The sequence below is a fragment of the Flavisolibacter ginsenosidimutans genome, from assembly GCF_007970805.1.
Classification (GTDB): domain Bacteria; phylum Bacteroidota; class Bacteroidia; order Chitinophagales; family Chitinophagaceae; genus Flavisolibacter; species Flavisolibacter ginsenosidimutans.
On the sequence record NZ_CP042433.1, the window covers coordinates 1,916,276 to 1,941,108 of the forward strand.

Annotated in this window: 20 protein-coding genes and 1 tRNA gene; 6 read left to right on the top strand and 15 right to left on the bottom strand. The window is 46.7% G+C overall.

Annotated elements, in window-relative coordinates:
* Window positions 1–103 precede the first annotated feature (103 nt).
* From FSB75_RS07830 to FSB75_RS07860, 7 genes are all read right to left on the bottom strand, one after another.
* Window positions 104–562 (bottom strand): ATP-binding protein, encoded by a 459-nt coding sequence (locus FSB75_RS07830; RefSeq protein WP_146785192.1) that lies wholly within the window; start codon window positions 560–562, stop codon window positions 104–106.
* A gap of 148 nt (window positions 563–710) precedes the next feature.
* The gene (locus tag FSB75_RS07835; RefSeq protein ID WP_146785195.1) at window positions 711–1,595 is read right to left on the bottom strand and encodes an alpha/beta hydrolase; all 885 of its coding nucleotides are present in this window, start codon (window positions 1,593–1,595) and stop codon (window positions 711–713) included.
* A gap of 10 nt (window positions 1,596–1,605) precedes the next feature.
* Window positions 1,606–5,037 (bottom strand): MBG domain-containing protein, encoded by a 3,432-nt coding sequence (locus FSB75_RS07840; protein WP_146785198.1) that lies wholly within the window; start codon window positions 5,035–5,037, stop codon window positions 1,606–1,608.
* A gap of 17 nt (window positions 5,038–5,054) precedes the next feature.
* Entirely contained in the window at window positions 5,055–6,368 is a 1,314-nt protein-coding gene (locus tag FSB75_RS07845) for an MFS transporter (protein ID WP_146785201.1), read from the bottom strand.
* A 1-nt stretch (window position 6,369) separates the two neighbouring features.
* A complete protein-coding gene (locus FSB75_RS07850; protein WP_146785203.1) occupies window positions 6,370–7,383 on the bottom strand; it encodes a chondroitinase-B domain-containing protein in 1,014 nt (337 codons plus the stop codon).
* Window positions 7,384–7,450: 67 nt separating this feature from the next.
* The gene (locus FSB75_RS07855; RefSeq protein WP_146785206.1) at window positions 7,451–7,795 is read right to left on the bottom strand and encodes a cupin domain-containing protein; all 345 of its coding nucleotides are present in this window, start codon (window positions 7,793–7,795) and stop codon (window positions 7,451–7,453) included.
* 18 nt (window positions 7,796–7,813) lie between these two features.
* Window positions 7,814–10,006, bottom strand: coding sequence for a heparinase II/III domain-containing protein (locus tag FSB75_RS07860; RefSeq protein ID WP_146785209.1), 2,193 nt, complete (start codon window positions 10,004–10,006; stop codon window positions 7,814–7,816).
* A gap of 148 nt (window positions 10,007–10,154) precedes the next feature.
* Between FSB75_RS07860 and FSB75_RS07865 the strand changes: the two genes are divergently transcribed.
* Window positions 10,155–11,192, top strand: a complete 1,038-nt coding sequence (locus FSB75_RS07865; protein ID WP_146785212.1) for a LacI family DNA-binding transcriptional regulator — start codon at window positions 10,155–10,157, stop codon at window positions 11,190–11,192.
* A gap of 34 nt (window positions 11,193–11,226) precedes the next feature.
* Here the strand turns inward: FSB75_RS07865 and FSB75_RS07870 are convergent, their stop codons facing one another.
* The 4 genes from FSB75_RS07870 to dnaA all read right to left on the bottom strand — a co-directional run bounded on the left by FSB75_RS07870 (window position 11,227) and on the right by dnaA (window position 16,050).
* Window positions 11,227–11,652: a hypothetical protein gene (locus tag FSB75_RS07870; protein WP_146785215.1), complete on the bottom strand. Its 426-nt coding sequence runs from the start codon at window positions 11,650–11,652 to the stop codon at window positions 11,227–11,229.
* A 219-nt stretch (window positions 11,653–11,871) separates the two neighbouring features.
* On the bottom strand, window positions 11,872–13,995 hold the full coding sequence (locus FSB75_RS07875) for a polysaccharide lyase family protein (protein ID WP_227990841.1): 2,124 nt from the start codon (window positions 13,993–13,995) through the stop codon (window positions 11,872–11,874).
* A 348-nt stretch (window positions 13,996–14,343) separates the two neighbouring features.
* Window positions 14,344–14,432, bottom strand: a tRNA-Ser gene (locus FSB75_RS07880).
* A gap of 184 nt (window positions 14,433–14,616) precedes the next feature.
* Window positions 14,617–16,050 carry a chromosomal replication initiator protein DnaA gene (dnaA, locus tag FSB75_RS07885; RefSeq protein ID WP_146785221.1) on the bottom strand — a complete coding sequence of 478 codons (1,434 nt, stop codon included), beginning with the start codon at window positions 16,048–16,050 and terminating at the stop codon, window positions 14,617–14,619.
* Between the two features lie 328 nt (window positions 16,051–16,378).
* Here dnaA and purQ point away from each other — a divergent pair, with 328 nt between their 5' ends.
* The 3 genes from purQ to FSB75_RS07900 are packed head-to-tail and all read left to right on the top strand — an operon-like array spanning window position 16,379 to window position 19,581.
* Entirely contained in the window at window positions 16,379–17,071 is a 693-nt protein-coding gene (gene purQ, locus FSB75_RS07890; protein ID WP_146785224.1) for a phosphoribosylformylglycinamidine synthase subunit PurQ, read from the top strand.
* Between the two features lie 48 nt (window positions 17,072–17,119).
* On the top strand, window positions 17,120–17,575 hold the full coding sequence (locus tag FSB75_RS07895) for a protein-disulfide reductase DsbD domain-containing protein (protein ID WP_146785227.1): 456 nt from the start codon (window positions 17,120–17,122) through the stop codon (window positions 17,573–17,575).
* A gap of 5 nt (window positions 17,576–17,580) precedes the next feature.
* Entirely contained in the window at window positions 17,581–19,581 is a 2,001-nt protein-coding gene (locus FSB75_RS07900) for a protein-disulfide reductase DsbD family protein (protein ID WP_146785230.1), read from the top strand.
* Between the two features lie 49 nt (window positions 19,582–19,630).
* Here the strand turns inward: FSB75_RS07900 and FSB75_RS07905 are convergent, their stop codons facing one another.
* A complete protein-coding gene (locus FSB75_RS07905; RefSeq protein ID WP_121352089.1) occupies window positions 19,631–19,852 on the bottom strand; it encodes a DUF2795 domain-containing protein in 222 nt (73 codons plus the stop codon).
* Window positions 19,853–20,024: 172 nt separating this feature from the next.
* Here FSB75_RS07905 and FSB75_RS07910 point away from each other — a divergent pair, with 172 nt between their 5' ends.
* Both FSB75_RS07910 and FSB75_RS07915 read left to right on the top strand, forming a co-directional pair.
* Window positions 20,025–20,687, top strand: a complete 663-nt coding sequence (locus tag FSB75_RS07910; RefSeq protein WP_146785234.1) for an ABC transporter ATP-binding protein — start codon at window positions 20,025–20,027, stop codon at window positions 20,685–20,687.
* Window positions 20,688–21,069: 382 nt separating this feature from the next.
* The gene (locus FSB75_RS07915) at window positions 21,070–22,935 is read left to right on the top strand and encodes an outer membrane protein assembly factor BamB family protein (RefSeq protein ID WP_146785237.1); all 1,866 of its coding nucleotides are present in this window, start codon (window positions 21,070–21,072) and stop codon (window positions 22,933–22,935) included.
* 69 nt (window positions 22,936–23,004) lie between these two features.
* On the opposite strand, the gene FSB75_RS07920 is transcribed toward FSB75_RS07915, so the two are convergent.
* The 3 genes from FSB75_RS07920 to folE all read right to left on the bottom strand — a co-directional run bounded on the left by FSB75_RS07920 (window position 23,005) and on the right by folE (window position 24,824).
* The gene (locus tag FSB75_RS07920) at window positions 23,005–23,172 is read right to left on the bottom strand and encodes a phosphatidate cytidylyltransferase (RefSeq protein ID WP_146785240.1); all 168 of its coding nucleotides are present in this window, start codon (window positions 23,170–23,172) and stop codon (window positions 23,005–23,007) included.
* 112 nt (window positions 23,173–23,284) lie between these two features.
* Complete coding sequence (fabD, locus tag FSB75_RS07925) at window positions 23,285–24,175, bottom strand: ACP S-malonyltransferase (RefSeq protein ID WP_146785243.1); 891 nt, start codon at window positions 24,173–24,175, stop codon at window positions 23,285–23,287.
* A gap of 49 nt (window positions 24,176–24,224) precedes the next feature.
* The gene (gene folE, locus FSB75_RS07930; RefSeq protein WP_146785246.1) at window positions 24,225–24,824 is read right to left on the bottom strand and encodes a GTP cyclohydrolase I FolE; all 600 of its coding nucleotides are present in this window, start codon (window positions 24,822–24,824) and stop codon (window positions 24,225–24,227) included.
* Window positions 24,825–24,833: the final 9 nt, after the last annotated feature.

The window sequence follows — 24,833 nt, forward strand, 5'->3', positions numbered from 1 at the left end:
CCTGTGCGAAAACAAACGAGTGCTAAGGCTTTACAAACAAGTTTTCCCACAGTGCAGTTTTGCAAAATTTATGCAAGAGGCTCCTGCAGAATCCAGGGAGAAGTCAGTTTTCAGGAAGCACCCGTACAATTTGAAAGCGCCGGAGAAAGGCCGGGTCAAGATTTTGTTTTTTGTTCGTGGCGAGGATGACGAGGCCAGGATGTGTCTCGATTTGTTGAAGCAGGTACGTTGACTCAAGGTTTGCATAACGATCGTGCGAGTCTTTTACGTCTGTTCTTTTGCCAAACAAGGCATCGGCTTCGTCGAAAAATAATATCCAAGCCTTTTCTTTTGCCCGTTCAAAAATCTGTTGAAGATTCTTTTCGGTTTCGCCGATGTACTTGCTTTGAATTTGCGAAAGCTCAACGCGGTGAAGTTCTTTGCCGGTTTCCTTTGCAAGCGATTCGGCGGCTTTTATTTTATCGGCGTTCTGTTGTCCCTCGAACAAAACGACGAGACTTTTTGTGCCTTTGTCCTTTACCGGTTGTTGCAACCAGGTTTTGATTTCTTTTAATGAAGTCATGATCGTTCGCTTTGCAGAAAGTTACTGAAACAAAACCGCTTCAAATGGTTGGCTATTGATTCATGTACAGTAAACTTCCCGAACGTACAAGAGTGCGACGCAACGACAGTCCAATAGTAGTACCACAGCTAAGTACATAATGCTTCTCTCAAATCACGCCGACTTTCTTCAAAAAAACAATGATCGCTTTGTTTACTTCCGCATTTTTTTCCTTGTCAAACTTGCCGTGCAAGCCACCGGGAACGGTAATAAATTGGTTGGTCACTCCGGCTGCATCAAGCTTCGTGTGCAAGTCAACAGATTGTTGATACGGGACCGTAGGATCGGCATCGCCGTGAACAATAAAGATTGGCGGCGTGGCCTTGTTCACGTAAGTCATTGGTGAAACCAAAGCCGCAAACTGTTGGTCTTTCGCATATTTACCCAACCAGTTCGTGGCCGATTTGCTCGTGATGTTTTTGCCATAGCCCCAATCCCACACATCGGTAATACCGTACTTGTCAACGATGGCCGCAACCTTCACGTTGTTCACGCCGGGACAATTGCCATCAAAACGGTGATCACTGCCCAACATGCCGGTCATTAACGCCAAATGCCCGCCCGATGAAGAACCCATCACCACGATCTTGTTCACGTCAATGTTCAAAGCCTTTGCGTTTTTGATGACGTAAAGCAAAGCACACCGCACGTCTTCCACGGCGGCAGGCGCAGTAGCTTGCGGCGTTAAGCGGTACTCAACATTGACCACGGCAAAACCGGCCTTAAAAAAGTTGCTGAATCCGGTTTGCGATTCTTTTGTGCCGTGGTTCCAGCCGCCGCCGTGTATGTTAAGCACAACCGGCGTTGGCTTTTCGCTCTTCGGCAGGTAAATGTCCATCCTGCCGTCCCAATCGCCCACTTTCGCATACACCACATTCAGTTGCGAGGTAAAGCCTGCGGGCAGTTCAACGGGCTTGATAACCGCACTGTCTTCCTGCGCATGCAGGCGAAAAATAAAAAGCGATGCAATAAAATAAGTCGCCAGTTTTTTCATGTTCCTTGTTTTAATGAATGATGGGCGTTGTGCGTTTAAGCGTTGTGTTCTTGCCAATGACCTGCACCACGTATATGCCCGAAGGCAAACCGTTTACAGCAAAAGTTGTGGATACGAAGCCTTGCGCCATAAAGATGTTTTTGCGCCGCAGTAGTTTGCCGTTTACGTCATAAATAAAGACGTCGCCAAGATCGGGAGCCGCCGAATAAATGCGCACGGTAAGCGTGTTGCCGTTGCTCATAAAGGTTTGCAGGTTCGCCTGACTTGTTCCGGTAGCGGGATAAATCGTCAATCGCCCCGATGTGTACGTGATGTTGTAATTGGCTGCGCTTGCGCCGGTCGGATCAAGGGAATAATAACCCGGCGCCGAGTTCGTCTGCGTTGTTGTGTTTACAGTTGGCTGCGTTGTCAATACGCTTGCCGATTCACCCAAAACAAAACCGGTGTAAGCCAGGCGGAAAGCGGGATTGGCTTCGCCATAATTTTTGGTGGTGTCGGTCGCACGAATGGTTAGTGAAGCTTTGTTCACCGTCAGCGTTTGCGAAACCGGTGTTGCGGCAAAGAACAAATCATTGCCTGCTTGTGCTGCTGTAATCGTTGTTGTTCCCGCGCCAACGATATGAACGTTGTTGCCAACAATTGTTGCAATGCCTGTGTTGCTGCTGGTGTACGTTACTGGAATGGTGTTGTTGTTGCTTGACGCACCAATGGCAAAATCGGCCGCACCGTATGTTTTTGTAGTGAAGGCAGGGAAGGTAATGGTTTGCGTTGAACGTGGTTTTACAATCAGCGAATCGTTCACAAAGCCGATGTTGTAGTTGGCCGCCGTTGCACCGCTTACCGTGATTAAATAATTTCCTGCCGGCGATGTTGTTGTGGCCGTAGTAGAAAGAACAGCCGGCGTTGACAACACAGCAGACGTTTCGTTCAAAACAAAACCTGTGTACGTGGCCGTAAGCGCTGGATTCGGGTCGCCTTCGGGTTTCGTCTTTCTGTCTGCTTTGATGGTTAACGCTGCTTTGGCCACCGTTAATGTTTGCGAAACGTTTGCCGCCGGATAAAAGCCATCCGAAGCCTGCGTTGCCGTAATGATAGTTGTGCCTGTGCCGTTGATATGAAGCTTGCTGTTCACGATTGTTGCTACGGCTGTATTGCTGCTGCTATAATTAACGGGTGAAGTTGCGTTGCTGCTGATGACACCGGGACTAAAATCCGCATCGCCATAGGTTTTTGACGGCAGGGCATTAAACACAAACGGATTGGCAGGCGGCCTTGCCCCAATGCTAAACTGCCCGAAATTGGTAAAGGTTGTATCGGCTTTATTGGCGGCGTTGTCGCCGGTACCAAAAGGCAAAGACCATGACGTGCCGTTGTTTTTGATGATGCCGATTTCTGAATCGGCAAAGCTTGCAAGCGTTGTTCCTTCCAGTTGCGGTGTCCATTGCAATTGCAGGCTTGCGTTGCCGCTTCCGTTCACACGATTCACGTTCCATACCGCATCTACCGTAGTTTGCTTTTGCAAAGAAGTCAAAGGCGTTCCGATTGGCAAACCGCTGGCAGTAATTCCTTCAAAAACATTCAGCGCAAAATCAGCAGTTGATGTTGGATTCATCATTGCGGGTAAATAATTTGATGCAGAGCCGATAGGAAACAAATTGCTGCCGGTGATGTTGTCCCTTCGGAACACACCAACATTGCCCGAAGCGTCAACGCCGGTAACAAAGTATGAGTTGGCATTGTAAGTTCCGTTTAAAATCGCACCGGGTTGCAGCCACAGCGAATCCAAGGGACGAATGGTGACCTTGCCCGATGTTGCTTCAAGGCTTCCGCTTATACGAACGCTTGCGTTGGTTGTAGCGGCACTGTGGAATTGCACGTTGTTCGCGTTCACAATGTTTGCCACTGCGCCGGTTGAAATTCCAAAAGGCGTTGCAGTAGCAGCGTTAATGATGTAATTGATGCCGTCGTTGTAGGTTTTCACATCGCTTACCGCAACAGAGCCGTTCGTTGCATCAAAACCTGCCGCATTGCTTGTCGCTAACGTAGCTGCGGCTTCGTTAAAGCTTAACGCAACGTTGCTTGCCGTTGCCAACGCTGGACGCGAAATGTAAATGCTGTCAAAGTTTGCGGTATAGCTTGTGATTCTTGTACCGGACGACAGGCCTGCGCCTTTTACGGTAATGCCTCGGCTTAACCCCGTTGCACCTGTTACGCCTGTGATGATGTATGTACCCGAAGTCAAAGTGCCCGTTCCGCTAACCGCTGTTGTTCCACCTTTTGCGGTAAACGTTCCAGTGCCGGTTAATTGAGAAGTTGAAAAATCAATCTTGCCGTTGATGATGGCCGACTTTGCGACGGAAATATTTTTGTTGAGTAAAACGTTTGCGCTGTCCGCAACAATCAAAGACGCAGGCGATATTGTTCCGGTTCCGGAAATAGTTTGCAAACTATTTCCCGTTAGCATTAATTCGTTCGTGCTGCCTGATGGTGCGGTTAGACTACCGGCCGCAATCAAGTCGCCTGCTACTACCGTTTGCCCGCTTGTATGTGTAACGAAAGTGCTGCCTGAAGTAATGGTTAATGTGTCAATGTGATTCACCGGACCATCAGCTGTGAAGGTTGCGCCGTTTTGAATGACAACGTTTGCAAAAGCCTTGCGGTTAACAAAAGTTCCGCCGCTGCCAACAGGGTTTGAAGCCCGTACAACAAATTTGCTTCCCGATAAAAAATTTACCGGCTGAAACGTAGAACTGCTGGCCATCACGCTGTAGCCTCCGTCGTAATAACAAGTAGAACCTGCCTGGAAGGTCACCCACTTTTCGGTTGATTGCGAACTGTTGCCAAAGGCATAAGCAGCCGATGTTGCCGTGATGTTCGTTGTAAAAGTTGAACCGCTCGTAAATACCAAACTTGTCCCTGTTGATATGCCGTTTGCAATGCGTGCCTGAAGGCCGGTCACCATCGCAAAGTTGCCGCTTACACGTCCGCTGTTGTTTGTTCCACCAAGTACAATTACCTGGCTTCCGGGGCCGTTGGCCAGCGTGGCCGAACAACCGCTTTCAATTACAAAGTCTTCGGCGGTTGTGCCATCGCCGCTGACGGTCCACGTACTTGTGCCGCTGGCATTCCGCACAAAAACAACGTTGGCGCCGTTCACAAATTTTACCTGTCCGCAAGTGATGCTTGTGTTCAGGTTCACCGAATCAATGCCGGTAGTTGTCGTAGCGCCGCCGTAGTTCGTACCGTCAAAAACAAGTACGTCCGTTGCGCCGGTTGAGGAAGCACGGGCTGCGCCGGAACCGTCAAGCGATGTGTTCCAATTGGAAAGCGTGGAAATATTTTGCGGCGATGCCGGTGCGCCTCCAACCCAGTAGTACGTCGTTTGCGCTTTTACAATGATTGCGCAAAAAAGAAGAAAGAAGAAAAGTAAAATTTTATTCATACAGCAGTAATTAGTCGTTAACGAGTTTCCAATTCGGGACGCAAAATCTCTTTGTTGTGTTTTGATTGCTTACTTGTAATGAACGTAATGCAAAGCCAGGCCAGCGGCACCATCGCCGCACCTAAAATGAAGAAGGAAACGTAACCGGTTTTTGTAATGAAGGGTACAGACCAGGTTGTAATCAAGGTTCCGGCAACGGCGGTTGTGCCGCCCATGCCCGCTACCGTTCCCACATTCTTTCCGTGGAAATAATCGGCCGGTAGTGTTTGCAAATTGTTGATGAGAAACTGAAAGCCAAACAGCGTTGTGCTGATTAAGCCAATCGCCAAGGGAATGTTTTCTTTCAAGGCAGAAAGATTGTAAGCCGTTAGCACAAGCGACAAAAGCATCAACACAGAGCCAATGGTAACGGCTTCCTTTCTTGCCTTGCTTGCTTCTGCGCCTTTTCGGATTCGCCAGGAAGAATAAAAGCCACCGAGCAAGCCGCCGATGGCCGCGAACAGATACGGCAACCATGCAAAGGCACCCACTTGTTTGATGTCGAAATGAAACTGTTCTTTTAAAAAAGTTGGCAGCCAGGTCACAAACATCCACCACACCGGATCAATAAAGAAACGCGAAAGCAAAATGCCCCAGGTGTTTTTGAATTGCAACAATTCGCGCCAGGTGTAAGGCTTGACCGTTTCTGTTTTTTTAAGCTTGGTATCGCTCAAAATGTGTTGCCGTTCGCCTTCGGTTAACCACGGATGCTTATCAGGTGCGGCTTTGTTCACGAGGAGCCAGGGAAGAATCCAGACAAGGCCCAATACTGCGATTAAGATAAACGTTACACGCCAGCCAAAAGCAAGGTACAAAGATGCTATGGCCGGCGCTGCCACAACAGAACCCAAGGAAGCACCCGCGCCAAAAATGCCCTGCGCAATGGCTCTTTCTTTTGCCGGAAACCATTCGGCATTGCTCTTTGTTGCACCGGGCCAGTTGCCCGCTTCGCTGAGGCCAAGCATGGCGCGGAAAATATTAAACGAAACCAAAGAACGTGCAATGGAATGCAAGGCGATGGATATGCTCCAGCCTAATATTGAAACCACCATTCCTAATCGTGTTCCGATTGCATCCATCATTTTGCCCGTTGCCGTTTGCCCGATGGCGTAAGCGATCATGAAGAAGGTAGTGATTAAGGCTAACGCCGATTTGTTGTCAACATCGGCAATGCCAAACTCTTTGTAGATGTAGGGCCACATGATGTTGATGGCGCTGCGGTCAATGTAGTTGATAACCGTTGCCAACCCAATCAAACCAATGATCCACCAACGAAGGCCTTTTAGTTTCATGTTAATTGCTTAATGAAATATTTGAAACACCACTTGCGGCTCCCGTTACTGTGTTGTTGCTGTAAACTTTATTGCCGCTCGACGTTCCGTTGCTTCCACTCAGTTGAATGTTAAAGCCATAACCGGCTGCATTGACCGTGCAGTTGTTGTTCTTAAATGCATTGTTGTTGCCCCAGCCCGAAACCGCCACGTGCACCTGATAACCGTCTTTAAAAATGCTTCCGCCGGGATTGGTGCCGGTATTGTTTTCAATGAGATAACCGTTGCCTTTCACATCAATCCAACTATCGGCCGAATTTGCTCCGGTAATGCCGGTCGCATCAAAATTGTTTCCACGAATGATGCCTGCCGTTGTGCCTTCTTTTACGTCAATGCATTCAGCCGCAACGCTTGGACCAAGGGTGTTGGAAAGAATTTTATTTGAATCGCATTTATCCGGATCGCCGTTTGTATAAGTGCTCCAGTTGTTTTTTGCAGAGCCGATGTAGATACCTTCTCCATAGTCGGGAGTCTTCAACCCGGTTTGCATTATTTCACAATTCTGCACGGTGTTGTTTGAGCTGAACTTGCGCAGGTGCAAGGCTTCTTCTCCAATGGAAAAAATCTTCAAATCATCAATGACGCTGTGTTGAGAACCGTCCATTATCAAACCCTTCAAACCATTGGTAATGGTAAAGCCTTTTAGATTCCAATAACTTCCCTGCAAATACAAAACATAACCCGTTTGAATGCTGCCCGCATCCAACACCGCGTTGCGGCTTCCGCGCAGAACGATGGGTTTTGCAACCGTGCCAGCCGCCGTTGCTTCAATCACAAACCTGCCGGCATAAACGCCCTCGGCCATCACAATGTCGTCACCGGGTTTTGCATCCAGCAAAGCGGCTTTTAATTCCGAAGAAGTGGAAACATGAACGGTTCGCTCAACGGTTGTTGTGTTTGTTGTGGGGGTTGTTTCGTCCGGAATTGTTTTCTTGCCGCAAGCCAGTAGCAGGAGCCACGCTAAAACTTGTATCACGTTGAATGTTTTCAGTGAACAATCGTTCGTTGTTGCAGGTGCCTAGCCGCGTGAAGCGGCCTGACGCCTACTTTAAAAAGTCTTCGCGCATCGGGCTGAAGATGTCAATGAGCACACCGCTTTCCAAACAAACCGCGCCGTGCAAAACATTCGACGGAACGTAAAAGACATCGCCAGCCTTCAAGATTTGTTTTTCGCCGCCAATTTCTACTTCAAACACACCGCGTTCTACGTGTGAAATTTGCACGTGTGGGTGTTGATGAACCGTGCCGATGCCGCCTGTTTCAAATTCCACTTTCACCATCATCAGGCTTTTGTCGTAAGCCATAATCTTCCGCTTCATTCCTTCGGCCACGGGCTCCCATTCAATATCATTGTCTTTGATGAATGTTTTTGTTGCTGTTATTTCCATATTGCTGTTTAAAATTTTTTATTTCAAAGGACTGCCGTCGTACAAAACCGTGAACGGACCGGTCCATTTTATCGTTGCGTTTGTTAAGTGCAGAGAATGTTCTTTGTTCGTTGAAAAATCCTCGTTGCATTGCGCAATCACCAACACATCTTCCCCAATGCGTATTTCCACCACGGTGTATTGTTCGTCACTTTGTTTTAGTGTGATTTGCTGAACCGATGGATAAGAGGCCGTTGAGAATTCGCTGACCGGATCAAACTCTCCGTGTACTTCAATAACGTTGACAAAAGTTTCGGCCGCACCGCGTTTGCGAATGATGTACGACGGTTCGCGTCGCAGGTTAAAATCCGGGTCGTTCGCACCGGTGCGGGTAAAAATGATTTGTGCCGAATCAGTTATCAGCGATGAAATTGTATAATAGGTTTTTTTGTTCAAAAACGTGAATTGCGCCAGCGTGTCGCGAAGGTTTGCTTCAGCCTCCTTCCACAAATATTGATAACCGTTTTTTGTTCCCAAAGGCTTTTGCATTGCGGTTGATGCTTTGTAGTTGAACGATGCTTTAATTACCTGCCCGTTGTACTGAAACGGCAAATCGTATTGATGCGGCGCAGTTGATGTTGTGTTGAACAAATCAACCACCAGCTTTTTGCCTTCGGGCAATTGAAGCAGGTAAAGTGTGCGGTGAAGTGAAACACCGGGATAGGCGTTTTCCTGTTTTGCGCTAATGGCCTGAACAGCGGGATTGCCGAACGAAGAAAACAACTTCTCGCCGTGGTAGTTTTCGGCCACTTCTTCTTTTGCATTAAACTGGCTTTTCTCGTCAACAACCACTGTATTGTGTGCGATGGTTTGTGCCGCGTAGCCTTTGTTTTCGGGCAGGTAACGGCCGCCCCATTTTTGTTCGATATTTACAAAACGCGCCGACCCGTAATCCTGTAAAATCTCGCTGCCTTTGTCAAACAAAGAGATGCCCAACTGGTCAAAATGCCCGTGCGAAAGACCGTGTGAAGCGTACTTGAAAACGAGCGTTGTAAGATTTGCGTCTTTGTCCACACGCAAAAAACTGATGCCGCCTTCATTACCCTTTGCGCCGTCTGTAAATTCAACGGATTTATACGGATAATAAGGCTTAATGTTTTTGCTGTTTGTTAAAGCTGCCGCAATGGAAGCGCCACCACGGTTGAGCAACACACGGTCTTGCTTCTTGGCAACGGTAAGCAACCCTTCTTCTTTGCCATAAACCTCCCAGGCAATGTCAACTGCGGCCACCAATTCGGTTGAGGTGAAATCTTTTTCCTTCAGCGCATCGTTTACCGGGAAAAATCGTCCGTTGATGTTCGTTTGCTGCAAACCTGCTTCGAGTGCTTTTTTCAAAATGCTGTTGCGGTACTGAAATATTTTTAGTTCGGGTTTTACGTTGTTCAGGGCGTTTGCAAAAATGTAAAAAGGCAGAATGGCATAACGAATGTAGTAAGGTCCTTCTGTATAATAACCATCGGGCGAAAAGAGCCCGTTAAGCTGCGCCAAAAAGCCTGCCTTGCCGTCTTTCTCCGTACCGTAAAGCGCCATGTCCACGTAATCTTTGTTGCCGGTGGCGATGCCCACAATGCCCACGCCTGCACAAGCCCACACACCGTGGTTGTGAATGAGATTAAACCAGGACTTTAAATCTTGTGTGAGAAAATTTACTTCGGGTTTAAATGCGCCGTTTTCAATTTTTGTTCTTTCATCGGCTGTTAAACTGTTGCGCACCAGGTCGTAAGCCATGCCGGTATAAACAAGCCAGTTGGCATCGTTCAACGCCTGCCAAAAAATTCGTCCCGGCGAACTGCTTGTTGCCTGCGGATGATTCTTCAATGCAGGATTCAGCTTCGCATATTTCAGCAACAGGTTTTTCACAAGCGTTGCGTAGCGAAAGTCGCTGGTGAGGTTGTACAGCAAGCCGCTGTTAAACATTAAAGTGTAATTGGCTTTGTGCCGGTCGTGAGTGTAACCGCCGGCGGGATCTTTCGGCACGGGAACGTCAATGTCTCTTCCGAGCCAGGCATCAACATCGGTCTTTATTTCGGCAAAGGATTTTTGCAGAACGGGATATGCGGCAATGCTTTTTTTCACGCCTTCCAGTTCGGTCTTTGTGGCAAAGGCAACAGGGTGTTGCGCCTGTAATGGCACGGAAAAAATGAAGGAAAAAACAAAAGCAAGCAAACGCATAATCAATTTTTAACCCGGTGAGTTTCTGAACTAAAAATGATGTTGAAAATTTTAGTTTCCAAAACAATTACCGGCAGCGTTGCCGGTAACGTTGCCGGTGCAATCCCGGAAAACTTTTTTACTTTTCGTCTTCAATCAACGAAGCTGTATGAACAAACCGGCTACCATCAAAGACATTGCAAAAACGCTCAAAATTTCCACGTCAACCGTCTCGCGGGCCTTGCGCAACGCCCATGACGTAAATCCCAAAACCCGCAACGCCGTTCTCGCTTTATCGGAAGAATTAAGCTACCAGCCGAGCCGTCTTGCCTTAAGCCTTCAGCAAAAGCAAACGCACACCATCGGCGTCATTGTTCCCAACCTCGATTACGTAATGGCCACGATGGTACGCGGCATTGACGAAGTGGCGTTGGAAGCAGGATATACGGTAATGGTTTGTCAAAGCAACGAATCGTTCGGGCGGGAGATGGTGAACACAAGGCGCCTGCTTGACAGCCTGGTGGACGGTTTTATTGTATCGGTTTCAAGCGAAACAAAAGTGTTTGACCACTTCAAAAAAATACAGCAAAAGAAAATGCCGATGGTGGTGTTTGACCGCGTGAGCAGCGACCTTGTTGCACCCAAGGTAAAGCTTGACAACGTGGAAGGCGGTTACTTAGCCACAGAACATTTGATTGAACAGGGTTACAAGAACATTGCAATTCTTGCAGGACCCAAAAACCTTGCTATCAGCAACGACCGGCTGGAGGGCTATTTGAAAGCGTTGAAGAAATTCAAGGTAAAGCCCAACGCCGAATTGATTCTTCATTGCAGCTTTAATCAACAAGATGCCTACGAGACAACTATCGAATTACTAAAGCGCAAAAAACATCCCGATGCCATCTTTACCATCAGTGACCGAATGGCCATTGGCGCTATGCTTGCAATAAAAGAAAAAGGTCTGCGCATGCCGGCCGACATTGGTCTTGTTGGCTTTAACAACGAACCGATAACCAGCCTGCTTTCGCCTTCTATTTCCAGCGTTGATCAGCCGGCGTTTGAACTTGGCAAGACAGCCGCCAAATTGTTCATTGAACAAATGCACCACGAAGAGGATTTGAGCAACATAGAACGGGTGCTAAAGCCAAAGCTTGCCGTTCGGGAATCATCGCAACGCAGAAAAAATAAATTTTCTTCTGCCGGTTAAACGATTTCTCTTGCCGAGAAAATACACGATTCCATCAACCCAGTTCCAGTTCTTTCTCAGTAAAAGCAAAGAAGAGATTTTGCAAGTGATGAAGATATTTTATGTGCTCAAGCTTTTGCCTTCCGCCGCTGATTTGGTCCAGGAACACGCCTTCAGTGGAGAAGGATATGGGAAAAAGGTCGGTGATAAAAATCGGGGCGTTTTTTATTTTGTTTAGCAATTCCGGTGTTAGTGGCACGGGCTCAAATTCTTCCAAAGGCCCGTAAGGTGTTTCCAACTGCAGCAAGTCATCTTCAAAAGGTTCTACGCGGTGTTCAATTGACGGCGACAGGTATCCAATCCTGTCGGCAGAGACAAAAGAAACTTCTACTTCTGTCGGCGGCAGTGTGGTTCCGGGATGGGAGAGTTTTGGGTTCCACAGAATGCGATTTCCAATCCGTAATTCGTTCGCGTTTATCATGAAACAAAGCTAATCTTCTTACTACAATCGCAACTTACGGATGTTCTGCAAGAAGTGCAATTTGCTAAAGAGATAACTGCCGGCATAAGGAAAAGCAACCGCATTATTTTATACATACGATTTTCTTTTCTGTTTTCACCAAAGGACTGACAGTTATGACCGTTGACAGCAACCCTTATTAAAAAACGAAAGAGAAGGCAATTCAGAAAGTTGTACCGATTAATTCGCTGCCACTTCCAGCCTTATCGCATCATAACACATTCCGTTCGCAACACCACCGGCAGGCACCGTTAGCACAATTGTATTCTCACCTTGTTTTAAAAGCGATGCGTCGAAATAAAAATCTTTTTCCACCCAGGTTCCTTCAATGCCATCGCGGATAGGACTGGCGCCACCGCCGCCGATATCGTTAAAGAGACCGAGATCATTTCCGTTTACTGTAATTCCCAATGAACGGGCGCCGGAACCGGCGATGCCGAAACGAAGCGTGGCTTTGCCGGACGTGGGCATACCGGCGGGCATCGTAAATTTAATGGTCCACGGCGTGGCGCGGCCGAAGTCTTTGCCGTCGGCCCTGAACACAGTGTCGTGCGGAACGTGATAAATGTACCAATCCTTTGCCGGGTTGGATTTGCCTACTGTGAATGTAACATCGTTCGGAAAATACTTGGCGTAATCAATATATAAGCCCCAATGCCAGTGATCATCGCCTTTAAAAAATTCACTTGCCGAACGGTTGGGCGTTCCTATTTGAAAGATTTGTCTTCCGTAACGCACCGGCTTCCATTCGATGGTTTCTAAATCTATTTTCTGACCGGGAGTGATGGTAATTTTTGCTGTGGCATCGTAAGCTCCCATCACTCCATCGGCAACCGCATGCAATTGGTAAGTGCCGGGACGAACGTTGTTGAGAATAAAGCTTCCATCGGCAGCGCCGTCCGTCCAAAATTCATAATGCTTGGCATCGTTCTGCCAGTTGATTGGTTGCGGCGGAAAGGCAAAATTTCGTTGGCCTTGTTGGCGTGGAGGCAGATAGGTACCGCGATTGGCAATTTGTCCATTGGGTAAGCGGTGTACAGTTGTGTCAATCACTTCTTGTCGTGGCGTTTCCGAACGGTTAAATGCTGTCGAATCCCGCATGGGACGTGGCGTAAAAGGCAGTGGTGCTTCGTCGGGATAAGAAAGACCGACAAGCAAGTTGGTAAACGTTGGCATCGGTGCCTGCGGATCAACCAACATGAACCTTCCCCTTACAGTTGATCGTTCAGTTGCCGGCGTATAATCAACGCCCTTTACCCAATCATAAGGCCAACGTGCTTGCTCGGCCTTTGCCTGTTTCAACGCATCGGTCCAAAGTGCGTTGGGATATTTGCCGGTTGGAACGTAAATGAACATCGGCCCAACCACTTTTGTCCAATGTTCATTCGCAGCAAAATTGAGCACACTTCCGCCGTAATGCGTGCCGCGCCAATAGTTCAACAGCGTTGGATCGCCTCCGTCGCCGTCATCCAAGTGACCCGTTAATTCGTAATGGTTCGGGCCACTGGAAAGATATTCGAACGAAGGATTGATAATGTAGAGACCTACCTTTTCCTTTGTTGACGACCAGCCAAAAGCCGGTATCGTTGATTGCTTGGCCGAATAATCATACTTGTGTTCCGCACGGCCTTTGTAAACACCGGTTACAAGGCGGCGGGCTTCTTTCATGTTCAAGTCAATTGCCGAATCCCAATCTTTTCCTGTTGGCATCAAGAAATTTCGCTTGTTGTCTACCGACAACCAATCAAAGACGGCACCGTTCAATTTAAAACCAAAACGGGACTCTCCCACCGAACCGGCCGGATAGCTGTCTTGATGCGTAAAGATGGCATACGTGTAAAGTCCCTTTGCTCCTCTTTCCAATGTGTAGCGGATTTCCAGGTCGGCAATCAATCCACCTTGTTGTCCTGCGGCCGTTGGGTTGGGACCAAGAATAGATTTCCCGTCCGAATAACCTTTGATGGAAACTTCGCCGCGTTCACCGTTTACGGTAGCGGGGTCAATGGTGATGGTGGTTACTTCCCGCGGCGCAAGAGCGGGACTTTGCTCCCAGTAACCTGCGTGATGACCCGAAACATAGCCCATAAGTTCAACTCCCGGCGTAACGGTATTCGTGGTTCTCAGCGAGACAAGGTCGCCGGTACGTTTGTTTACCTTGAAAGCAATGTACCCGTTTGCCAAGGTGTAGGTCGTCCCGTCTTCCGTAACGGTAACCGGTGCGTTGTCCGTTGTTTTTTGTGCATCGGCTTTTATGATTGCAACCACAAAGAAAGCAGCGGCAACGGCGTAATTTTTTTTCAACACAGTCATTGATTTTAAAGAAAGTTGTCAATAAACGCAAGCGATATTTTCCGTTACGCCGCTGTTTTGGATTTTTTGCCGCACCGGCATCTATCTTCTGGGGAGAAAGATATTTATAAAGCCTTAGGAGCACAGGGCAACAAGGTTAAGTTTGGTTAAATAGTCTTGTACCCATGCAAAAGTCAACTGCATAATGCTGATGTCGCAAGCGGAGTTTAGCAACGATGTTTTAAACACATCCTTTAACAATTGGGCCGAAATTGTCTTTTGTGTCTTTCAATCCATCTCAAAACAAAGAAGCCTGTAAACAATTGTGCTTACAGGCTTCTTTCGAATGGAACTCGTTTTCTGCGGTGAGGGCGGGATTCGAACCCGCGGTACAGTTTAACCCGTACGGCAGTTTAGCAAACTACTGATTTCAGCCACTCATCCACCTCACCGTCGTGCTGAAACTTCCTTTTGCAAGGGTTGCAAAAATAGGGAGACGAACGGAAAAAAATAAAAAAAGCAAAAACAAATTATACCGGCAAGAACCAACCGGCGAAAACGGGAAACAGCCGGCGGTTTAAAAACAAATTCCAACCGTTGCGGCTGGAATTTGTTTTACTTTTTTATGGTTTCGGTTTACATGGCCGCGAGCTGCACTTTTTGTTGCAACTCCATTACACTGTCGCGGAAGGATGTATCGGTATCCATCAAATCTTTTACGGTTTGGCAAGAGTGAATCACTGTAGTATGATCTCTGCCGCCAAAATGTTCGCCAATGGTTTTGAGTGAATTCTTGGTGAAGGCCTTGGCGAGGTACATGGTGATTTGCCTTGCCTGCACAATTTCACGTTTGCGGGTCTTTTGCAAAAGTTTATCGTAAGGTACTTCGTAATATTCGCACACCATCTTTTGAATGGTTTCGATGGTGATTTCCTTGCTGGCTGTTTTTACAAAGTTTCGCAACACTTTTTTTGCTAAGTCTAAATCAATTTCCTTGCGGTTGAGCGAAGATTGTGCCAACAAGGAAATCAATGCGCCTTCCAACTCGCGAATGTTGTTGTTGATGTTGTACGCAATGTATTTGACAACTTCTTTTGGCATCTCCAGCCCGTCGTTCTTCATCTTCTGTTCTAATATTTCAATGCGTGTTTCATAATCCGGCATTGAAATGTCCGCACTTAACCCCCAGCGAAAACGGCTCAACAAACGTTCCTGCACGCCTTCCAAATCTTTTGGCGGCTTGTCACTTGTAAGAATTAATTGCTTGCCCGATTGGTGCAAATGATTAAAGATGGCGAACAGCGCATCCTGCGACTTTTCTGCGCGGTTGAAGAACTGCACGTCATCTATAATCAACACATCGATCAACTGGTAAAAATGAATGAAGTCGTTGATGGCGTTGTTGCGGCTGTGATCAACAAACTGGTTGATGAATTTTTCAGAACTTACGTACAACACAACTCTGTTTGGCGACAAGCGTTTTACCTCGTTACCGATGGCCTGTGCTAAATGGGTTTTCCCCAAACCCACGCCGCCGTAAACAACCAGTGGATTAAAGGAATTGGCGCCCGGCTTTTCGGCAACAGTTTTACCAGCCCTTCGTGCCACGCGATTGCAGTCACCTTCAATGTAAGATTCGAAAGTGTAATTGGGATTGAGTTGCGGATCAATGTGCATCTTTTTCAATCCCGGAATAACAAACGGATTTTTTACCGGTGTGTTTATTACCAGCGGAAAATCCATTTCGTTGTTCACAAAAGTTTTGTAACTGTGCCCGGCCATGTCAACGGTGACGGGCTTGTTGTAGTTGTTGCCTCCGTCAACCATAATGCGGTATTCGAGGCGTGCCTCCTTGCCCAACTCACGCTTCAACGTTTTGGCCAAAAGATTTACGTAGTGCTCTTCGAGGTACTCGTAAAAGAATTGGCTTGGCACCTGAATGATTAAAATGCTTTCTTTTAAAGCAATTGGTTGGATGGGCTCGAACCAGGTTTTAAAATGCTGCCACTCCACAATATCCTTGATGATTGAAAGACACCGGGTCCAAACTTGTTCAGCGCTCTTGTCCATGGATAGTTTAGCAGTTTTTAAATCGTTAGGAATGCGTTCCACAACTTTTTCACAGGATGTGTACAAATAAATTTTTTTAAGACAGGGGAACGAATATCAGAAAAACGATTTCGAAAAAAAAATTTTTATCTCTCGTAAAATTTACCACTGCGCACAACGCTGCTTAAAAAAAATTTTCGTTGAAATTGCTTGTGCGTTTGCATTAAAAAAATTAATTTATTGGATTCTTTTTTTTGCGCAGTTACTTATGCTACTGTAAAAATTATACCGCGTTGCGCAACGAAAGCCGTTCAAGCTTCACACATTCCTTTGCAATATCTTTGCGTGCATGAAATTTGGCGTTGTTGTTTTCCCCGGTTCCAATTGCGACAGAGACGTGCACGATGCGCTGGTGCACGATTTAAAGCAAGAATGCATCATGCTTTGGCACAAGAACGAAGACCTTTCGCAGTTTACATTAGATGATTGCATCGTTCTTCCCGGCGGTTTTTCTTACGGCGATTATTTGCGCACCGGCGCCATTGCCCGCTTCTCTCCCATCATGAAAAGTGTCGTTGAATTTGCGAAGCGCGGCGGCAAGGTTTTGGGCATTTGCAACGGCTTTCAAATTTTGTGTGAAGCCCATCTATTGCCCGGCGCACTGCTGCGCAACGAAGAACAAAAATTTATCTGCCGCAACATTTTTATAAAAGATGCAGACGGTGATGTTTTAAAAATTCCCATCGCACACGGTGAAGGGCGCTACTATGCAAATGAAGAAACAGTAAACGAACTGGAAGAGAACGGACGAGTGCTTTTACACTACTGCGATGAAAACGGAAACATTACACCGGAAGCCAACCACAACGGCTCCGTGCGAAACATTGCGGGCATTTGCAACAAGGAAAGAAATGTGTTTGGAATGATGCCCCATCCGGAGCGTGCCTGCTCTGCAGCGCTTGGCAATACCGATGGCCGCAAACTCTTTAACAAATTATTTTTAACGGCTAACATCGCAACCGCATCTACGGTTCATAATTAACAGAACCGCAAAATTTTATCCCGCAAATTTGTGGAGCAAAAAATTTGTATGAAAAGACTGTTTCTTTTTATCACTGTTATCGTTGTTGCAGGTGCGGCATCTGCGCAAATCGCTAATCCGGTTAACTGGACGTTTACGAGCAAAAAGCTTGGCGAAAATATTTACGAAGTACAAATGACCGCCAACATTCAACAAGGCTGGCACTTGTACTCGCAATCGCAACCGAAAGATGCCATAGCTCAACCCACATCGTTCGCTTTCAACAAAAACCCGTTGGTAGAAATGGACGGGAAGGTGAAAGAGGCCGGCAAGATGGAAAAATTTTCGGATAAAGAGCTGGGCGTTTCCGCCAATCAATACAGCAAGCAGGTAACCTTTGTACAAAAAGTAAAATTGAAAGGCAAGGCCAAATCAAATGTGGGCGGTAATGTTACCTTTCAAACTTGTGACGATAAGAAATGTCTGCCACCCAAGACCATTAACTTCAGTGTGGCTTTAAATTAATGTAGATGAGTCGTTTTAACCGCATCCTTTTTCTTTTACTCACGGTATTTTTTTTTCGGGCTGCACAGGGACAAAATCCTGTGCAGTTTCGTTTTAGCCAGGAGGCCGCAGGCAATGATGTGTTGCTGAAAATAAAAGCCATTGCGCCAAAAGGAATACAACTTGTATCCGTAAAAAAATTGCCGGACGATGCGCCCATCTACACGCAAATTAAATTTGATTCGTCAGCAAGTTTCGTTGTAAAAGATTCGTTGCGGGAAAACGGCGCGGCGCACCAGGTAACCGAACCCGATTTCAACAACACGCCGGTTACGTATTTCGCCGATTCGGTTGAATGGCAGCAAAGGCTGCACTTAAAAAACACCGACAGCGCCACGGTAAAAGGAACGATTGCGTTTTTTACAAAAGCAGCGGGTTCTTTTAATAATTACGAAGAACCTTTTTCTTTTAAAGTTGGCAAGCCCGCAACTAACAACATTGCGAGTGAGGTTAAGGGTAACGACAACCTGCAAACGCGTTCGCTTGGCTACATTTTTTTTGTTTCGTTTTTGGGCGGCTTGCTGGCCTTGATTACGCCTTGCGTTTTCTCGATGATTCCGGTAACGGTGGGTTTCTTTACCAAACGAAGCAAAACGAGACAGCAAGGCATTCGCAACGCGGTTTCTTATTCGTTTTCCATCGTTGTCATTTTTACTTTGCTCGGTTTTTTAATCACCTTGATTTTCGGCCCTGGTGCGTTAAACAAACTCGCCACCAACTGGATCGCCAATCTGCTTTTCTTTCTGGTTTTTCTTCTTTTTGGCATTTCGTTTTTAGGCGCCTTCGACATTCAATTGCCTTCCTCCTGGCAAACGGCGGCTGATTCAAAAGCCGGCACCAAAAGTTTTACGGGCATTTTTTTCATGGCGTTAACGTTGGCGCTTGTTTCGTTTTCGTGCACAGGGCCCATTATTGGAAACCTTATTGTGTTGGCTTCACAAGGAAGTTATTTCGGTCCGCTTGTAGGCATGTTTGGTTTTTCACTTGCGCTTGCTTTGCCCTTTACCTTGTTTGCACTTTTTCCAAGCTGGATCGGTGGTTTGGGAAGAGCCGGCGGGTGGCTGAACGCAGTGAAAGTGACCCTTGGTTTTTTAGAATTGGCACTGGCCTTAAAGTTTCTTTCCAATGCCGATTTAGCGCAAGGTTGGCGTTTGTTGGATCGTGAAGTTTTTCTTTCGTTGTGGATTGTTTTGTTTGCGCTGCTTGGCTTTTATCTCTTGGGCAAACTTAAACTTCATCACGATGACGAATTGCCGAAAAATGATTTCGGTTTGTCGTATGTCAGCATTCCACGACTGTTCTTCGCCATTGCTTCTTTTGCATTTATGGTGTACCTGATTCCTGGCCTGTGGGGTGCGCCACTGAAAGGCGTTAGCGCTTTTTTGCCGCCTTACGGAACCCAGGATTATACAACAAACAGTAGCGCAACAGTTGTCTCATCAGCGTCGAATGAAGCAACAATAAAACCGGAGAAGTATGTGAAAGAAATGAGTGCTTACGAACCCGAAGTGGTAAAGAAATTCGGCCTCACAACTTTTTTTGATTACGACGAAGCGCTGGCCGCTGCACGCAAAGAAAAGAAGCCACTGATGCTCGATTTCACAGGAATTAATTGCATCAATTGCCGCAAGATGGAAGCACAGGTTTGGAGTCAACCCGAAGTGATAAAACGGCTCAAGGAAAACTTTGTGATCGCTTCGCTTTATACCGACGTGCAAAACGTTTTTATTCCCGAAGCCGAAGAATTTGATTCAAAAGAATTGAACACACACGTAAACACATTGGGAGAAAAATTTTCGCACTTGCAGGTGAGCCGCTATGGTGTGCTGGCGCAGCCCTTCTACATTTTTTTAGACGGACAGGAACAAAAGCTGGCGCCAAACGGTTATCCTTACGACCCTGATGTGCAGAAATTTGTTCAGCACCTGGACAATGTTGTAGCTGAATACAAACGAAGAAATCCCTGAATAAAAAAAGGCTGTCAACCGACAGCCTTTCGTTTTCTATAAAATCGGTTTAATACTCATCCTCGTTAAACATGAAGTCTTCCTGCGACGGGTAGTCGGGCCAGATGTCTTCGATGCTCTCGTACACCTCGCCTTCGTCCTCCAATTCCTGCAAATTCTCAATCACTTCAATGGGTGCGCCGGAACGAATCGAGTAGTCAATCAGCTCATCTTTGGTAGCCGGCCAGGGTGCTTCTTCAAGGTAGGATGCTAGTTCAAGAGTCCAAAACATTGCGCTGCGATTTATGAGTTAAGTAAAGTGGACGTAAAAATTTTGTTCCAAAAACCGCTCACGGTTTTTAAATTTTTCGCAAATGTAGCCTTATTCACCAATTTTCCAAACGAAGTTTATACGAACCAAACCGCCCCGATTTTTTGCGGATATTTGACCTTTTTGAAGCGCTATGCTGACAGCCAAAAACATTTACAAACGCTACGGAACGGTGGAAGTTTTAAAGGGCGTGGACGTTACTATTAACAAGGGCGAAGTAGTGAGCATCGTCGGCCCATCAGGCTCGGGAAAGTCCACTTTGCTGCACATTTTGGGCACACTTGACAAGCCCGATTCGGGTGAAGTTTTCCTGCACAATCAAAACATTACGCGGCTGCACGGAAACGCTCTGGCGGCTTTCCGAAACCAACACATTGGTTTTGTTTTTCAGTTTCATCACCTGCTTCCCGAATTTACCGCCATTGAAAATGTTTGCATACCGGGCTGGCTCAACGGCAAAGCAAAGTCCGACGTAAAAAGCCGCGCCGTTAAATTGCTGAATGTTTTGGGATTAAGCCACCGCCTCGAAAACAAACCGGCTCAACTTTCGGGCGGCGAACAACAACGCGTTGCCGTGGCCCGCGCTTTAATCAACAGTCCCGCCATTGTTTTTGCCGACGAGCCTACGGGCAACCTCGATACCGCTAATGCAAAAGAATTGCATCAGTTGTTTTTCGATTTGCGCCAGCAGTTTCAACAAACTTTTTTAATTGTCACTCACAACGAGGAATTGGCACAACTCAGCGACCGTGTGCTGCAAATGAAGGACGGGAAGTTTCAAACGGCTAACGCATAAAGGAGTGTTTGAATTGAAGTAACATTCCTTGTTTGTCTTTATTTTTTACGAACCAGAGGACAGAATATCCATTGAAATTTCGTTGCGTCGCACTCTTCAACGCCTTGTCCGCTGCGCGGCTTTGTTTTGCCTCCGTCAGAAGACACAACTTTGTAGCAAGCAACCGTCATCATTTGGCCCCGTAGGAGCCGTGTCTTCCGTTCGTTTGTTTCTGCCAAGGTTAAGTGCCTGATGGCGCTGCATAGAATTACCGAACGTACAAGTGTGCGACGCAACCGGCGATGCCATGAAAAACAAAAGCCGGCTACATAAAATTCTTTGCCGCTTTGTTCTTTCCCTTCTCTGCATGAAACCCTCGTTGCTTGTTTTACATTTGTTGACCATGAAACGATTCATTCTCCTTTTTGCGCTGTTGCTTGCTTTAAAAAGTTTCGGGCAAACAAACCCCTTTCGCTTTGCCTTCATTTCCGACACGCACATCGGTTCGCCAAACGGCGGCGCTGAAGAAGATTTACACCGCACCGTTGCTGATATCAACACAATGAAAGATGTTGCCTTTGTAGTCGTCACCGGCGATATAACTGAACTGGGAAAGAATACAGAACTGGCGTTGGCAAAAAGGATTTTAGACAGCTTGCTAATTCCATATTACATTATTCCCGGCAACCACGACGCAGGCTGGAGCGAAAGTGGCGGCCTAAGTTTCAACCGAACTTTTGGGGCCGATAAATTTCATTTCGTTTTCAACGGCATTCATTTTATCGGTTGCGCCTCGGGGCCTTATGTGCGCATGAGCGACGGACATGTACCGCGCAGCGCGGTTAATTGGCTGGACAGCACATTGAAAAATATTGACAGCAAAGAGCCGGTTATTTTTTTAAATCATTATCCCCTCGATAACCAGTTAGACAATTGGTACGAGATCATTGACCGCTTAAAAACAAAGAACACCGTTCTTGCACTTTGTGGTCACGGCCACAACAACCGAACGGTTAAAGCCGAAGACATCCCATCGGTCATGGGACGTTCGAACCTGCGGGCAAAAGAAGCCGAAGGAGGTTACAACCTGGTGGACGTTCGCAGTGACAGCATTACGTTTACCGAACGCAAACCGTTGAGCAAAACAGAAAAAAAATGGACCGCGGTTGCCGTAGCCTTTCATCAATATGATAAAACCAAGGTCTTTTCGCGTCCCGACTTTTCCATCAACAAGCACTATTCAAACGTGAAAGCAAAATGGACTTATCAATCCGGTGCAAACGTCATTTCTACGCCGGCCGTTGTTAACGACCTTGTTGTTTTCGGAAATCAAAACGGTTTAATTGAAGCATTGGATTTAAACACCGGGAAGCCGCGGTGGAAGCTGCAAACACACGGACCAATTTTTTCTTCGCCGGCTGTTTCATCAATAGGTAATTCAGCACAAACTAAAATTGTTTTGGGCACGGCTGCAGGGGAAATTATTTGCGTAAAGTCCGACGGAAAACCGGTATGGGCTCGCAACACAACCGCTGCGGTTCTTGGTTCGCCGTTGATAGAAAACGGTGTAGTTTACATTGGCGGCAGCGATTCTACTTTCAAAGCGATTAATCTTATATCAGGCAAAGAACTTTGGGCCTTCAAAGGCTTAACCGGCCCTGTAGTAAGCAAGCCCGTTGTGCAGAACAACGAAATTATTTTCGGCGCATGGGATCGATATTTATATGCGCTTGATAAAACAAACGGTAGCCTCCTGTGGAAGTGGAGCAACGGTTCGCCAATCATTAACTATTCACCGGCCGCTTGTATTCCCGTTATAAAAGATGAGATTGTTTACGTAGTCGCACCTGACCGGTTTTTATCCGCAATTGATTTGGCTACCGGCAAAACCTTGTGGCGAACCAACGAAGCCACGGTGCGGGAAAGCATTGGCCTTTCTGAGGACGGCAAATTTGTTTACGGCAAGACAATGCAGGATACCGTTGTGGCTTTCTACACAAATAAAGAACGACCCCAAGTTGCCTGGAAAATGAACGTTGCTTTTGGTTACGAACACGTGCCTTCGATGCTGGTTGAAAAAGAAGGCAAATTGTTTTTTGGTACGCGTAACGGCGTGGTGTATTGTATCAATCCTTTGACGCAGAAAATTAACTGGGCTTATAAAATTGACAACGCCATGGTGAACACAGTAAATGTTATCAACGGCAAAAAACTTATTGCATCCACCATGGACGGCAAGGTGTGTTTGCTGGAGACGAACGGTGAATAATAAGCAACGGGCAATGAGCAAACAAGACGAACCTTTTTGCTTATTACAAATTGCTCATTGCCGATTGGCTCAGCCTCGTCCGCGATTCACCAGCCATAGTATAAGAACCACCACAAAAACAACGATAATAATTCCTACCCAAACACCGGCTTTGAAGATGCCGCCCACAACGGCACAGGAAGAGAAGGTGAACATCAACGCCAATGCGCTTAGCCAAACTGTTGAAAGCTTTTTCATAATCTTTTTTGGATGCTTATGCAAAAGCTTTGCCGCTTGTTTTTCAACGGGCAACCGGCAATTAGCAATTTGCAAAAAAAGCTGTTTTTGCCAATTGCGCATTGCTCCTTCATTACTGAACACCTTCGGTTTGTACCGACTTGTCAATTTTGTTGATTAAGCCTTGCAACACTTTGCCGGGACCGGCCTCGGTGAATTTATCGGCGCCGTCGCTTATCATGGCTTGTATGCATTGGGTCCAGCGCACAGCACCGGTCAATTGATCAATGAGGTTTTGCTTTATTTCGTCGCGGCCCACAACTCCTTTCGCTACGACGTTTTGGTACACGGGACAAGCCGGTGCGTGAAAGGTTGTGGCTTCAATGGCTTCCTGCAATTCTTTTTTTGCCGGTTCCATTAACGGTGAATGAAAAGCACCGCCAACGGGCAGAATTAAAGCACGTTTGGCACCGGCGGCACGCAATTGCTCGCAGGCAATTTCAACGCCCTTGATGCTGCCGCTGATCACAAGTTGGCCGGGGCAATTGTAGTTGGCGGGAACCACTACTTCGCCGCTTTCTTTTGAAACCTGTGCGCAAATTTCTTCTACTTTTTCATCGGCTAATCCAATGACGGCTGCCATGGTTGAAGGATTCATTTCACATGCTTTTTGCATGGCTTGTGCACGAAGGCTTACCAGTTGCAGGCCGCTTTCGAAACTCAACGTACCGTTGGCAACGAGTGCTGAAAACTCGCCGAGGGAATGCCCGGCCACCATGTCGGGGCGAGTGGCGCCCACACTTTTGAAGGCAATGATAGAATGCAGAAAAATGGCAGGCTGTGTGATTTTGGTTTGTTTTAAATCTTCTTCGCTTCCGTTGAACATAACGTCCGAAATGCGAAAGCCCAGAAGTTCGTTTGCCTGTTCAAAAATGCGTTTGGCAAAAGAGTTGGTTTCGTAATAAGTTTTTCCCATTCCCGGGAACTGCGCCCCTTGTCCGGGAAATACAAATGCATTCTTCATAAGCGGCAAAAATAAGCGACAATAGAGAAACTGGTCGAAGTTGATTCTCCTAATCCAAATTGGCCGAGATCAATTTCAGAAACTCGTTGCGGGTAATGTGATTGTTCAGAAACTCGCCGTCAAACGAAGAGGTTGTGGTAACGGAATTTTGTTTTTGTACGCCGCGTACCATCATGCACAAGTGTTTGGCTTCGATAACAACGGCAACGCCGAGTGGATTCAAGCTCTCTTTAATGGCGCCAAGAATTTGTGTCGTCAATCGCTCCTGCACTTGCAAGCGCCTTGCGTAAACGTCCACCACTCTTGCAATTTTGCTCAAGCCCGTAATGTAACCGTTTGGAATATAAGCCACGTGCGCCTTGCCATAAAACGGATGAAGATGATGCTCGCACATGGAATAAAGCTCAATGTCTTTTACAATCACCATTTCGCTGATGTCTTCTTTAAACCGCGCCGAGTTTAAGATGGCAACCGCATCCTGCTCATAACCCTGCGTGGCAAACTGAAACGCTTTCGCGGCCCGTTCAGGTGTTTTTAACAAGCCTTCGCGTTGCGGATCTTCACCGGTTGAAGCAATGATGGTTTTATAGCATTCAGAAAGTTGCTTTGTTACGTTGTCGTCGTACTGTTCTATTTTGCGGTAAGCCATACCAATTTG

What these genes read in the sequence shown, in the direction of transcription:
- FSB75_RS07830 (WP_146785192.1), bottom strand. Translation starts at nt 562, where the DNA reads ATGACTTCATTAAAAGAAATCAAAACCTGGTTGCAACAACCGGTAAAG.
- FSB75_RS07835 (WP_146785195.1), bottom strand. Translation starts at nt 1,595, where the DNA reads ATGAAAAAACTGGCGACTTATTTTATTGCATCGCTTTTTATTTTTCGC.
- FSB75_RS07840 (WP_146785198.1), bottom strand. Translation starts at nt 5,037, where the DNA reads ATGAATAAAATTTTACTTTTCTTCTTTCTTCTTTTTTGCGCAATCATT.
- FSB75_RS07845 (WP_146785201.1), bottom strand. Translation starts at nt 6,368, where the DNA reads ATGAAACTAAAAGGCCTTCGTTGGTGGATCATTGGTTTGATTGGGTTG.
- FSB75_RS07855 (WP_146785206.1), bottom strand. Translation starts at nt 7,795, where the DNA reads ATGGAAATAACAGCAACAAAAACATTCATCAAAGACAATGATATTGAA.
- FSB75_RS07860 (WP_146785209.1), bottom strand. Translation starts at nt 10,006, where the DNA reads ATGCGTTTGCTTGCTTTTGTTTTTTCCTTCATTTTTTCCGTGCCATTA.
- FSB75_RS07865 (WP_146785212.1), top strand. Translation starts at nt 10,155, where the DNA reads ATGAACAAACCGGCTACCATCAAAGACATTGCAAAAACGCTCAAAATT.
- FSB75_RS07870 (WP_146785215.1), bottom strand. Translation starts at nt 11,652, where the DNA reads ATGATAAACGCGAACGAATTACGGATTGGAAATCGCATTCTGTGGAAC.
- dnaA (WP_146785221.1), bottom strand. Translation starts at nt 16,050, where the DNA reads ATGGACAAGAGCGCTGAACAAGTTTGGACCCGGTGTCTTTCAATCATC.
- purQ (WP_146785224.1), top strand. Translation starts at nt 16,379, where the DNA reads ATGAAATTTGGCGTTGTTGTTTTCCCCGGTTCCAATTGCGACAGAGAC.
- FSB75_RS07895 (WP_146785227.1), top strand. Translation starts at nt 17,120, where the DNA reads ATGAAAAGACTGTTTCTTTTTATCACTGTTATCGTTGTTGCAGGTGCG.
- FSB75_RS07900 (WP_146785230.1), top strand. Translation starts at nt 17,581, where the DNA reads ATGAGTCGTTTTAACCGCATCCTTTTTCTTTTACTCACGGTATTTTTT.
- FSB75_RS07905 (WP_121352089.1), bottom strand. Translation starts at nt 19,852, where the DNA reads ATGTTTTGGACTCTTGAACTAGCATCCTACCTTGAAGAAGCACCCTGG.
- FSB75_RS07910 (WP_146785234.1), top strand. Translation starts at nt 20,025, where the DNA reads ATGCTGACAGCCAAAAACATTTACAAACGCTACGGAACGGTGGAAGTT.
- FSB75_RS07915 (WP_146785237.1), top strand. Translation starts at nt 21,070, where the DNA reads ATGAAACGATTCATTCTCCTTTTTGCGCTGTTGCTTGCTTTAAAAAGT.
- FSB75_RS07920 (WP_146785240.1), bottom strand. Translation starts at nt 23,172, where the DNA reads ATGAAAAAGCTTTCAACAGTTTGGCTAAGCGCATTGGCGTTGATGTTC.
- fabD (WP_146785243.1), bottom strand. Translation starts at nt 24,175, where the DNA reads ATGAAGAATGCATTTGTATTTCCCGGACAAGGGGCGCAGTTCCCGGGA.
- folE (WP_146785246.1), bottom strand. Translation starts at nt 24,824, where the DNA reads ATGGCTTACCGCAAAATAGAACAGTACGACGACAACGTAACAAAGCAA.